General features: G+C 35.6%; 10 protein-coding genes. 6 read left to right on the top strand and 4 right to left on the bottom strand.

Going from position 1 to position 12,559, the window contains the following annotated elements; genetic code table 11:
* The first annotated feature begins 51 nt into the window (after positions 1-51).
* The 6 genes from JM172_RS11720 (at position 52) to JM172_RS11695 (ending at position 2,473) form a co-directional block, all read left to right on the top strand.
* Positions 52-273, top strand: a complete 222-nt coding sequence (locus JM172_RS11720) for a spore germination protein (RefSeq protein ID WP_214482489.1) — start codon at positions 52-54, stop codon at positions 271-273.
* A 168-nt stretch (positions 274-441) separates the two neighbouring features.
* Positions 442-654 (top strand): spore germination protein GerPB, encoded by a 213-nt coding sequence (locus tag JM172_RS11715; protein WP_214482488.1) that lies wholly within the window; start codon positions 442-444, stop codon positions 652-654.
* 250 nt (positions 655-904) lie between these two features.
* Positions 905-1,528 carry a spore germination protein GerPC gene (gene gerPC / locus JM172_RS11710; protein ID WP_214482487.1) on the top strand — a complete coding sequence of 208 codons (624 nt, stop codon included), beginning with the start codon at positions 905-907 and terminating at the stop codon, positions 1,526-1,528.
* Positions 1,525-1,731 (top strand): spore gernimation protein GerPD, encoded by a 207-nt coding sequence (locus tag JM172_RS11705; RefSeq protein ID WP_214482486.1) that lies wholly within the window; start codon positions 1,525-1,527, stop codon positions 1,729-1,731. The genes gerPC and JM172_RS11705 overlap by 4 nt, the downstream gene beginning before the upstream one ends.
* A gap of 10 nt (positions 1,732-1,741) precedes the next feature.
* On the top strand, positions 1,742-2,119 hold the full coding sequence (locus JM172_RS11700) for a spore germination protein GerPE (protein ID WP_214482485.1): 378 nt from the start codon (positions 1,742-1,744) through the stop codon (positions 2,117-2,119).
* A 135-nt stretch (positions 2,120-2,254) separates the two neighbouring features.
* Positions 2,255-2,473, top strand: a complete 219-nt coding sequence (locus JM172_RS11695) for a spore germination protein (protein ID WP_214482484.1) — start codon at positions 2,255-2,257, stop codon at positions 2,471-2,473.
* A gap of 39 nt (positions 2,474-2,512) precedes the next feature.
* Here JM172_RS11695 and addA read toward each other — a convergent pair whose 3' ends face one another.
* The 4 genes from addA to opp4C all read right to left on the bottom strand — a co-directional run bounded on the left by addA (position 2,513) and on the right by opp4C (position 12,558).
* Positions 2,513-6,286: a helicase-exonuclease AddAB subunit AddA gene (gene addA / locus JM172_RS11690; protein ID WP_214482483.1), complete on the bottom strand. Its 3,774-nt coding sequence runs from the start codon at positions 6,284-6,286 to the stop codon at positions 2,513-2,515.
* On the bottom strand, positions 6,279-9,785 hold the full coding sequence (addB, locus tag JM172_RS11685; RefSeq protein ID WP_214482482.1) for a helicase-exonuclease AddAB subunit AddB: 3,507 nt from the start codon (positions 9,783-9,785) through the stop codon (positions 6,279-6,281). The genes addA and addB overlap by 8 nt, the downstream gene beginning before the upstream one ends.
* A 386-nt stretch (positions 9,786-10,171) precedes the next feature.
* The gene (locus JM172_RS11680) at positions 10,172-10,957 is read right to left on the bottom strand and encodes a nucleotidyltransferase domain-containing protein (RefSeq protein WP_214482481.1); all 786 of its coding nucleotides are present in this window, start codon (positions 10,955-10,957) and stop codon (positions 10,172-10,174) included.
* 695 nt (positions 10,958-11,652) lie between these two features.
* On the bottom strand, positions 11,653-12,558 hold the full coding sequence (opp4C, locus tag JM172_RS11675) for an oligopeptide ABC transporter permease (protein WP_214482622.1): 906 nt from the start codon (positions 12,556-12,558) through the stop codon (positions 11,653-11,655).
* Position 12,559 lies beyond the last annotated feature (1 nt).

The following is a 12,559-nucleotide window of genomic DNA, read 5'->3' as shown; positions in this document are numbered from 1 at the left end:
ATTAGGGTCACTCATACTATGCCTATAACAGATTGTAAAAGGGTGTTTGTTATGCCTGCTATAGTTGGTGTCGTAAATGTAACTGACATTGGGTCAAGTGCAGTTTTTCATATAGGTGACGTTTATTCAATTTCACCTATAAGCACAGCTAAAACCTTTGCTGGAGCAGGTTCATTTAATACAGGTGATTATTTATATATTAACAACACTCAAAGTGTAACTAATACGTATGATGCTGATGTAATTGATCAACCACTAGCTGCAAATCTGTAGAAATTGAATCTGAATGAATTCTCAAAAAGGTCGAGTTTTTTAAATGACGCTTAGATCTGAAGGATTTACAAATCAGGTGGGGTTGAGTCTTCACCTGATTGCTTGTTGTAAAGCTTTAAAAGTACATTTACTAAATTTGTTCTATGAAAGAGAGGAGGTGTGGGAATTTTGAACTTTTATATTAACCAAAGTATTATTATTCACCAACTAAGAGTTGATGGTGTTTCGAACTCTTCTGTGTTACAAATAGGAAGTGCTGGTAGTATTAATGCATTATCAAATTTGTATAATACAGGAGCATATACAGAGCCCGCTCCCGAAGCTCAACAACCTACAGGTTTTCCAGGCACGGGACAACTTGTACCATTACAGGGACCATAAAAAATTCTTTAATTCAAAATGGGCTAATCACCTATTTTTTTTTTTCACATATGATAAATAACAAAGCGCATGCACCTTATTTTTAGTGCGTTCCGAATATTTGAAAGGTACTTAACAATAGGCTATTTACGCATTGATAGTTGTTATTCAAACTAAGAATATACACATATAAACTTAGTAGAAAAAACAAAAAAAATAGCAACAGAGTTTAACACAATCATGTGAATACCCTAAAGAAAGGAAGGTTTGAATGTATTTTCAAGATGAATTCTACCAGTATATGCGCCAACTTCATTCATTTGTGGAATCTCAAAATGAAAAGATTAAACAAATGGAATCAACCATAGATCAATTGCAAAATGAAGTGGAAGAGCTAAAAAACGAAAAACACACGACGATTGATAAGATTGAATACAAATTTGATCAATTAAAGGTTGAAACTCTTTCAGGAACATTAAATATTGGCTTAAACCCACAAGATTCTAATGCAATTGAAGATTTTGCAGTAACTCAAGATCAATTCCAAGTCCCACCAATCGAACAACTTCCTGAAGGTTTTTCACAACAAGTATTTAACGATGTACATTCATTTTTAGACCGGAATAGCGTTGACCTAATTAAAAGGATTGAAAAACAACAAGATTTTGCTCTTGACGACTCCTATCGACAATTCATGATTGAAGATGTAAAGAAACAAATTAACCCCCGGATAAATTATTACATCAATAAACTTACACCTGCTGATATACAAAATCCAGCCCAAGCAAAAAGAAGTATGGAAAGGATCGTTTCATATGTTAAAAAAGATATTGAAAACTCATTTCTCGCTTTCATTCAACATTTCCCAAGAAACATAGGAGGAGAAGATAAATGAATTTTACTGTAACAAACCGGAATTTATGTGTAGGAGACATTAGAATGATTGGTGTATCTAGTTCTTCAGTTTTTTTAGTCGGCGACACACATTCAATAACTTTATCATCCATATTTGATACCCCACCAGAATCTTTAATAGTGGGCGCAGTTGCACCATTCGTTCCATTTGTTCCTACCGCGCCACCTTCAACTGCACTTTGAGGATAACAAGATGCTACGTAGAGTATCTGTTGTTAACAAAATAAGAATTGTTGATGTATCATTAAGCTCGGTGTTTCATATTGGTGATTCTGTGTCCTTCACGCCGCTTGCTAGAGTTTTTGCAGTTAGACGAGAATATCCGCTATTTTTTTCAAATGAAGGTAATTTCGAAGACGAAATTTACTCACAAGTTATCCCTAAACCGCCAGACCGAGAGCCTGTTTCTGTTGCTTTTCACAACGAAAATCCAACGATACACGTACGTAACATTAGAATCATCGGGATAGCCGCTTCATCTTTAGCTCAAATAGGTTCGATTGATGAAATTGATGCCGTTGATCGTGTGAAGAACATTCGACAATTGGAAAGTAATGAGGAGAATCAATGAACATTTATAAGCGAAATGCATAACATAAATATTGAAATGACAAGTTATACATTCACACATAAATAAAATAAGGAAGATATACTACTCATTCAACATGTTGAACTAATTTGGATACTCTAATAAAGGGTGTAGTCTATGCCTTCAATCGTTGGACCCGTTAATATTAACACTGTATCTGGCGGAGTGATAAACTTTGGAGATTCCTTTTATATATCGCCGAAAACACAGGAAAAATCTTATACTGGTTCAGGTTCTTCAGTTTCAGGTAACTTCTTCATTGTAACAAATGGAATTAGCTTTACAAACACTGGTGATCCAGATTTAGTAGATCAGCCGCAAACAGCAAATGCATAGCAACTCTTACGGAATTTCTACGAAGAGTTGCTATGTATTTTACATGCGTAATAGATGTGACCCATCAAAGAAAAATAAGTAGCATTCATCTATTTTTCGTTGCCATATCTGTTCAAGCGCATGTCGGTATAAATCTATTTGAGTGCGATAACGCTTCGTTAATATTGGTTCAGCTTCTTCAAACCCATTTGTAAAACGACCGGTAATTGTATCAGTTTTATAATCTAGTAATACAATTCCTTGATCATCTTCAAATATACAATCAATCATTCCTTGAACAAGAACAGTCTCTTCGTCTTGTATTTGCCATTTTGGATAAGCTTCCTTCGCTGGTAACGCAAGGCTAAATGGTAACTCTCTCTTCACCATCGTAGCATGAACTAGACGTTCTCCCAACTCAGTTTGAAAAAAGTCATGGATATGTTCTATAGAAATGGCTGTTGATTGCTCTTCTGTAATGATCTCATGAACAACCATTTTAGCAAGCTGGTCTGACAATCCTTCAATCGTTATAGGCTCATGTAGTTTGATTTGCTGCATGAACAGATGCATCGCTGTTCCTCTCTCAGCAGGAGAAATTGATTTTTCTTGTAAAAATAATGGACGTTCAGCAATAGGTAGCTGTTTTTGTGCCAACAAAGATGTATGACTAAAATCATCTAATGATTCACGCATACGCTTTATTTCTGATACTGCCTGCTTAGATCGATACTTTGTAGCATCTACGTTTGGATACTCCCATGTTAAACGGTTAACCATTTGGTCCTGATATGAACTTCCTAAATCTATTGATTGGCCGCTGCGAATTGCTGATAAGATTTGTTCATCTTCTATAGGATTGTTCAAATCTTGTTCTAAAAAATCAGTTGATTGTTTAATCTCTATCCGAAACTTTGCAGGATAGTCAGTTAATTCTTCGGGCACTTTATCAATGTTTTCGTCATTTCGTAAAGCTTCATTATGTCGGTGACGTACCAGTGTAGGTCCAAGCCAATCTAAATATGATTTTGCATATACCCTATCATAATCTGAAAGTAACCATTGGTGATTTAAAAGTTGACCTTGCCATTCATTAATCACCTTTGATGCTTGTTTCACAGTGCCGACCAAGAATAACTTTTCCTTGGCTCGTGTTAACGCGACATATAAAACTCTCATTTCTTCAGCAATTAGTTCCATTTTCATTTTCATTTTTAATGTTAATTGCGGAAGAGTCGGATAGCTAATCCTAAGCGAAGGGTTAATATATTTTGAAGCAAACCCCAAATTTTTATCTAACAAATACGATTTGTTTAAATCTTGTCTATTAAATTGTCTTGACAAGCCACTTACAAAAACAATTGGAAACTCCAAACCTTTACTACTGTGAACGGTCATTAAACGAACAACATCCTCTTGTTCCCCAATAGCTCTTGCCGTACCGAGATCGTCTCCACGGTCTTGCATACGATCAATAAATCGTAAAAATCGGAACAATCCTCGAAAAGAGGTTGCTTCATATTGCCTTGCCCTATCGTACAATGCCCGTAAATTTGCTTGACGTTGTTTTCCACCAGGTAAACCACCTACATAATCATAATACTGTGTTTCTCTGTATATTTTCCATATAAGATCAGAGAGTGACCCATTTCTCGCTTTCATGCGCCATGTTTGAAGACTTTCATAAAAATTACTTATCTTCTCATGTAACTCTTTTTCATATTCTTCAGGTGCACCCTTCAAAAAGCTTGTTAATGCTTCATAATAAGTACCTTTTTTCTTTTTCAAGCGAATATTTGCTAGTTCCTCCCCATTCAGTTGAACGATTGGTGAACGAAGCACAGACGCGAGTGGAATATCTTGCAAAGGATTATCGATCACTTTAAGCAAGGATAGCATAATTGCAACTTCTGTCGCTTCAAAATAACCTGTTGATAAATTCGCGTATATTGGAATGCCTTGTTGCTTAAACTCTTCCATAATTTGAGGCGCCCATGTCATTGAACGAAGTAAAATAACGATATCTCTGTATGCAACACGACGGTTCATTTTTTTCTTGCGATCAAACACTTCAAATGGCTCATTAATAAGTTCCTTAATTTTACTAGCCATAAAACGTGCTTCTAACTGGGCTGTCTCTAATTCAACCGGATCAAAAGAATGAACACCTTCTTCTTTGGTGCTAAGATGTGTTGGTCCTTCCCCATCGTCTTGATCTTTCTCAATTAACGTAAATTCTGTATCCATTTTATCATTTGATGGATAGTCAAGTGCACCTAGCTTTAATTCTGCATCACTGTTATAATCAATTTCACCTACAGATTCATTCATCAATTGCTTAAATATATAATTTGTTGCATTTAATACTTCTGAACGACTTCGGAAATTTTTTGCTAAATCGATTCGTAGACCACTTTCTTTCCCTACCGTACTGAACCGTTTGTATTTACTTAAAAATAGTAACGGTTCCGCAAGGCGGAAGCGATAAATGGATTGCTTCACATCACCTACCATAAACAAGTTACCGACATGTTCTTGATTCGTTGTAACAAATTGAATAATTGATTCTTGGACCATGTTAGTATCTTGGTATTCATCCACTAAAACCTCTTGAAATTGCTCACGATAGTCGAGAGCAGCTTCAGATGGTATGAATTCTTCGACAGCACTGTTTGTTTTCCGTAAAATTTGCAAACAATAATGTTCTAAATCTGCAAAATCTACAAGGCCTTTTCCTTGTTTGACACTCTCAAATCTTATTGCAAATTCTTTAACTAAAGTAACGAGCGTTTTTACCGTAGGCTCCATTTCTCGTATATCATTTAATAACAATTCTTGCTTACGTCTAAACAATTCATCATGAAGTTTTTCAATGATATCTCTAGCTTTCTTTCGAAGCTTTGTCACTTTTTCTATGAGTATCTCATCAAACTGATCACCACGACAAACTTTTGCTCGAGAAAACGATAAACCTTGCATTTCTTCATATAGTTCATTCCACGAACGATTCTTAGCACGATCAATGCGATTAAGCTGCTCTAAGTCATCTTCAATATTTGTTGCTCTAGGTGCAGGCCCTGACGGTTGTTTTGTAATTGTTAACGCTTGTTCTAGTAAACCTCTTGCACCTTCAAGCTGTATATTAATATCTGCTAATAAATAGTTATAATATGGCAAGTCTTCGATAGAGGTATTTTCTGTAATCTCGTACATTTTAATGACTGAGTTTAGCCAATCATTAGGTGATGGGTGTGACCGAGAAAAATCATACATTTTTTTTATTAATACTTGCACATCAGCATCATTTCGATCATTTGAATAACAATCGACTAATTGAAAAAATTGGTCATTGTTTTCCATCCCGTAATACTCTTCAAACATATCCTCAATAACTTCTTCTCTTATGAGCTCGCCTTCCACTTCATCAGCAATGCGAAAGCTTGGATCAATATCAATTAAGTAATAGTATTTACGAATCACTTCTAAACAAAATGAGTGTAATGTTGATATAGATGCACGATTTAACAAGCTTAGTTGTTTTCGTAAGTGAAGTGAACTAGGATCTTCCTTAATCGCCTGCTCAATAGCTTCACCGATCCTACTACGCATCTCAGCGGCTGATGCATTTGTAAATGTCACAACGAGTAATCGATCAACATCAATCGGGTCTTCAATAGCAGTGATTTTTTTTATGATCCTTTCAACTAATACTGCTGTTTTACCAGATCCCGCCGCAGCAGCAACCAATGTACTTTGTCCTTTCGCAACAATTGCTTGCCACTGCTCATCTGTCCATTGACTTTCAGTTGGTTTTGGAGGGAGATTATTAGTCATTCTCTTCAACCTCCTTACTAATTTTTTCTAAAATCCGATGATCTTTTTCATCTGATAATATTCGATATTTATTTTCTTTAAATGACTCATCAAATTGGCAGAACGGTTTATAAGAACAAAATGTACAAGGGGTTTTCTCCTTTAACTTATAAGGCGAAATTGATACATCTCCGTCCATAATATGTGTTCCTATATCAGTAAATATGTTTTTCACATGTTTACGTAAGTTTGAGAACTCCTCTGCTGAAGCTATTGATGAACCAGCATAGAAGCCACCACCCTTTTTAATACCAGCACTTACAATATCGGAACGACCAACTTCTAACGATTGATCCATTAAACGTATGGACTCTTCATCCCCAAGAAGCAAGCCCTTCATTTTAAATTGTTTCAATAACTCTTTCTCAATATCATTTGCAGCTAGCTTACCTTTTGTTTGAAGCATTGGATTATGAACATGAAAGTAAAGAACCCCAGCCGGGTTCGCTTGCTGTCCTATCCACTTTGTTGAATGGGTAATAACTATATCTAAATATGTGAGCATTTGTAGAGCTAAACCATAATAAACTTCAGCTAAATTTAACTCCTTTGCACTGGATTTATAATCGACTATTCGGAGTAATACTCCTTGTGAACCAACCGCTTTATCAACACGGTCAATCCTTCCGACTAATTCCATTTTTGTTTCATTCGGTAACTGAAACGTAATAGCAGGCAATTCTTCACCTGCTCCAAATGGTAGTTCTAAGCCAACTGGTGTAAATCCACTTGCTCTTGCGTGCTCACTTAAAACGACCGAAGCACGAATGAGTACATGCTGCAATTTACGCTTCACATAATGATGTCGATTCGAACTCAATAAAATTTCATTTTGTAATCGAGGAGCTAGTTTTTCGACAGCTTCAATAGCTAACAGCTGACATTGCTCTTGTGACAACTCTGACCAATCTACGTGTTGATTTCGAAGCTTATCAGAAATCATTTTTAACGCTGAATGAAATAATTGACCTATATCAGGTGCCTCTAAACGAAATAACTGCCTCTCCTTCAATTTTAAACCGTGTGAGGCAAAGTGCGAAAACGGGCAACCTTTGAAACGTTCCATTCGAGATACGCTTGCTTTAATCGTGTCACCATAGAGCTTTTTCGTAGTTTCAATCTTTAATGGCTGTTCTTTGTTCTCATAAAAAAGACTTTGAAATACTCTATTTCCTCTTGTTTTCCAGTAAGCATCACTAACAATAAAGTTGTATACATCCCACCAAAGTGGTTCTACAGGATATCCTTTCTTCCATGCTTGTAATTGAGTAGCAACATGAGATAGCGTGACTGTTGGACTAGTTACAAAAGCTAGCTGCTCTTCAGCAGTTGTTAGCTCACTCGTATCACCCACAAGCACTTCTTCTTCTAACTCTGGATATAAATCCTTTATTCTATTAATTAAACTGGAAGGGATGAGTGATTTCCCTTCATCATTCGCCAAAGGATAGGAGATGTACAAATATTCATTTGGAGATGACAATGCCATATATATTTGAAAAGATTCGTCTAAGAGCTGTTCCCGACCACCAGGGGCTAGCTCTACTCCTATTTCATGAAGCATTCCTCTTTCAACCTCTGATAAAACACCCTCATCTGTAGGCTTTAAAGGGATGACACCTTCATTTACCCCAAGAATAAATGACCCTTTAATATTAATATAGCGAGAACGATCAAAATGTGCGATGAGGACCTGGTCTATCGCTGGTGGCACTAGAGCAAACTGCATACTTTCTAATCCAGTCTCGATAATATTCGTAAATACATGTAATGGTAATGCCTCTTCCCCTAATACCTCTACATACTGGTCAAGTAAATCTATTACAGCCTTCCAAACCTGACTATGTTCACTACCCTCTACTAAATGACCGTCAGCTTCAGCTTCATCTCTCATCTTTGTAAGCTTAGCAGGAATGTGAAGCTCTTCTAAAAAGGTATAAATTGCTTCACACATCTCTCGACCACATTTCGCTTTGGTAAGTCTTTTTTGCAGGCTATTTAACGATGGTACAATCAAATTACGTAAATCATTTACTCTATTTTCAAATAATACATCTTCATCCGTCTTCACATATGAATCTAAATCCAGTCCCTGAAAACGGCGATACTCCCAACGCTTCTTATTCGTCCATTTATCCCCATGAATTCCGTATGCTAACACATAGTTTTCTAGATAGTCCATTTCTTCACGCAACGCATTGATATTGGAATCCTGAGGAAATAATAAATCTGTTTTTACACACCGAAATACTGCATCATAGCGCCAATTAGCTGTCACTACCTCTAAGCTCGAGCGAATTAATTCAATCAACGGATGATGGAGCATTGAACGTTTTTGATCAATAAAAAATGGGATGTGGTGATCTGTGAATACCGTATCTAGTAAATCATAATAATCATTTGAATTACGAATGAAGAGCGCTATATCACGATAACGATACCCCTCATCTCTTACGAGTCTAGTTATTTCTCTAGCGACGCCTTCCACCTCTGCTCGACGATTAACAGCTTGATATAATGTAATATTTGAACGTTGTTGAAATGGTATAGAAGGCCGAGACTCAAGCGATTGCTCTAAATGATGTAATGAAGGTTGTAAAGCATGTCTCATATTTTCGACCAAGCGAACAGGTGACTCAATGTCGATGGAAGCCTCTTTTGCTAATCGAGTAATGGTTTGATATGTCCTCCCTGTCATTCTAAATAGATGTAAATCGTGAGGTGGGTAGTCGTCATATTGTTCATCTGTAGTCAATGTAATAGAAACCCGCTTACTTGTTTTCATCATTTGCACTAGGACATCGAGCTCTTGGGGTGTATAGTTATGAAAACCATCCACATAAATATGCGCATTTTGTAAGTAAGATGATTGTGCCATTTTTTCAGCTAATAGCCTCAAATAATCTTCTGAATCAATATATTTCATTAATAGATGCGCTTCTAAATCTTGATAAATCATTTGTAAATCGTATAATTTGTCAGCTAGTACTTGTTTATTAGGTTGATCTTCCTTTAGAATCAACTGTTCATGAGTTTGTTTAAGTTCATTTGCATCTATACAATAACGCTTTAACTCTGTGAGCATTCCTTCAACATGAGTAATAAAGCCTGATTTTTCTGCTGCCTTTGAGAACACCTTCAGTTCGCTCTTCCTATGCTCAATGATCTTTCTAAGCAGCATTGATACACCTACAGTCGATAAATGGTATCTACTAATTCCCCCCGTCTCTTGAAGTACACGCCATGCAAGTCTTGAAAAACTATACACTTGAGCACGAATCATGCCTTTTATCCCTGGTCTATTAATTAATTCATACTCCGATTGAAACGTCATTTGATCCGGTACTAAGTAAATGATCGGATCTCCCATTGGATCGTTAATCAACAGTTGATGAATCTCATTTATACATGTCTGTGTCTTTCCAGAACCACTTCTTCCAATAACAAAACGAAGAGACATAAAATCTCCCCTCCCAGTAATCTTGTATACTATTTATTATTTTACTTTATTTACAATAAGATAACCACCATAGCAGGTTGTTAGCCAATGCATGTCATTAATCACTTTAACAAGGCTGCTTTCACGATGCCTGTATATTTTCCAACACTATATAATGATGAAAAAAGTATAAAACCACTAGTTATCTGTCCCTTTTTAGTTAAAGGCTCTTTTCGTAAACTTTGTTGTTATTTATACAAAATTACGACAGTAAAAAGAAGTCTTGTATAATTATCTTTATATTGTAGAAGAAAAGATGCAACGAAACTATTGTTGTATCCGTGTTATATCTTAGAACGACAAGCAACAATCATTGCGAAAACAGCCTAATTAAAATAACAACATAGTTAAAAAGAGTTATTTTTATCATATCCCCAAAATTCTTGAAGTGCATTGAGAAAAATCTGGTTAAACGGTTCATACTTTTCACATTTCGAAGCTGGTTGGTTATGAACAACTCTTTCAATTGTAATTAATAGTTGTTCAATACATTGTACGAGCGTTTTGGAATCCCCTCTACTAATGACATCTTTTCGCTTCATATTAATTAATTTAGCTATTTCTTCAATTAAACCTTCTTTTGAAATTGTCGCATACATCATCTTTTGAAATTGGACAGGTGGTGGTGAGTGATGCATTTCGATCCACTTACAGCATAAAAGAGGTTGTATAATTTGAAGATATTGTTTTGCAGTGACACTTTCTTTGGACAATATGTTATGATAATTTCTTTTAGCCATATGTAAATAATGATACATGCATTTTTTTTCAGAAAATGCATATGAAATCATTTTTCGAAAACCTTTCATTACTTGGTCATGTTCAGCATAAACAATCGATGATTGTAACCACTCAAATATGGAAGGATTTGATTTTTTGTAAAGCTGTAATGCCTTACGAATATCCCATCCACTAATATCTAATAAATCGGATACAGGCTTGCTTATGACATCCCTCTTATGTTCAATGGACAAATACCAGTCTGTATGATGAATATAAAAAAACCTCACATCGAAATCACTATCATTCGAATGAAGCCCCCACGCCCTGCTGCCTGCTTCACAAGCAAAAATTATTTTAACTTGTTCCTCCCTCTCTATTTGTTCTAGTTCTGATATAATATGAGTTCGCACGGTATTAACACACCTCATTTTACGAAGTATAAATGTTATAACAATATAAGTACTGTTCTAAGAAATTAATCAATTCAAGAATTAAGATTATTTTTAATTAGTTATTTTCATAAGGCTCTTTTCGTAAACTTTGTTGCTATTTTTATTAAAGGCGGACAGTTAGATGAGTTTTATAACACCTCAACAATTGTAAAAATAGATAAGATGCCAAGAACGTAAAAAGAATACATACTTATATATTAGAACGCAAAGCAACATTCAATGCGAACACAATCTTTCGTATACTTTAGAACTGTAAGATACACCTTTACAACTTTCACCCTTTAGAGAGATGAAAAGCTATCAAGGGAGTTAGTTAGCTAATTAGCAATAATAAATACGAAGACAGCTTTCATAAACTTTGTTAATGAATTTAATGTGAACAACTTGAGGTGTTTTTATGCGATTGTCATCGCCTTTAATAAGAAAAGGTACTAAGTCCATGCTTTGTTTGTTTCTTAGAACACAACGACTATAATAACCTTCAAAAAATACAGTGCACTTAGTGAATATCTTCATTTGCTAGTAAAACTAGTCGTCAATTCTTCACCTCTTTGTCAATAGTTCATCCATTTCATCATATAGAAGCAACAGAGCTTAAGTGTATTACTTTGTATAGAACTAAAAAAAGCCAGGTACATCACCTTGGCTTTTATTTATTCGTTTTTTGGATCGAAGGCATCTCGTAATCCATCTCCTACAAAATTAAAACATAATACTGTTATTAGAATCATTAACCCAGGAAATAATGGATACCACCATGCTTTTAACATGATCGTATAGTTTTGGGCATCTTGTAGCATATTACCCCAGCTCGGCTTCGGAGGTTGTATCCCCAAGCCCAAGTAGCTTAATGCTGCTTCGATTAATATAACCTGGCCAATGTTTAAAGTTGCCACAACAATAATTGGCCCTAATGCGTTAGGTAATATATGCGAAAAGATAATAGTCCACGATTTTGCACCAATCGTTTTAGCAGAAAGTACAAATTCACGAGTTCTTAGCGAAAGAAACTCACCTCTTACTAAACGTGCAGTGGTCATCCACCCTGTAAAAATAAATATGAGGATTAATTTATCTACACCTGGTTGAAAGATCGTAACCAAAGTAATTAATAAGAAAATCGTAGGAATTGAAAGAAGTATATCGACAAACCTCATAAGAAATGAATCAATACGTCTACCAAAATAGCCAGCAATCGCTCCTATGAAAGTTCCAATTGTTATTGCCCCTGCAATTGATGAAAAGCCAACAAGTAATGAAACTCTACCTCCATACAATAATCTAGTAAATATATCCCTGCCAAATTTATCAGTCCCTAATAGATTCTCGCTACTCGGTGGTTTAAGCTTATCTATTAAGCTTTGTTCATTTGGGGAATATGGTGTTAAAAGTGGTGCAAATATTGCTGCAAGTATGATGATCGTAAGCACAACTGCCCCAAATACTGCGAGTTTATTTTTCAAAAATTTTCGAGCGAAAATTTTTGTATACGTATCCGGCTTTTCGTTAAGAATGGGGTTCAATAGCTGTTCTCTAGTCGGTTCAGGCATACTATTCATT

Origin of the sequence: Bacillus sp. SM2101 (genome assembly GCF_018588585.1) — a bacterium.
GTDB lineage: Bacteria > Bacillota > Bacilli > Bacillales > SM2101 > Nanhaiella > Nanhaiella sioensis.
The sequence above is the reverse complement of the archived record's forward strand: the minus strand, read 5'-3'. Positions and strand labels throughout refer to the sequence as shown.

Excerpts from the sequence above, each read along its gene's own strand:
- JM172_RS11720 (WP_214482489.1), top strand. The coding sequence starts at position 52 with ATGCCTGCTATAGTTGGTGTCGTAAATGTAACTGACATTGGGTCAAGT.
- gerPC (WP_214482487.1), top strand. The coding sequence starts at position 905 with ATGTATTTTCAAGATGAATTCTACCAGTATATGCGCCAACTTCATTCA.
- JM172_RS11705 (WP_214482486.1), top strand. The coding sequence starts at position 1,525 with ATGAATTTTACTGTAACAAACCGGAATTTATGTGTAGGAGACATTAGA.
- JM172_RS11700 (WP_214482485.1), top strand. The coding sequence starts at position 1,742 with ATGCTACGTAGAGTATCTGTTGTTAACAAAATAAGAATTGTTGATGTA.
- JM172_RS11695 (WP_214482484.1), top strand. The coding sequence starts at position 2,255 with ATGCCTTCAATCGTTGGACCCGTTAATATTAACACTGTATCTGGCGGA.
- addA (WP_214482483.1), bottom strand. The coding sequence starts at position 6,286 with ATGACTAATAATCTCCCTCCAAAACCAACTGAAAGTCAATGGACAGAT.
- addB (WP_214482482.1), bottom strand. The coding sequence starts at position 9,785 with ATGTCTCTTCGTTTTGTTATTGGAAGAAGTGGTTCTGGAAAGACACAG.
- opp4C (WP_214482622.1), bottom strand. The coding sequence starts at position 12,558 with ATGAATAGTATGCCTGAACCGACTAGAGAACAGCTATTGAACCCCATT.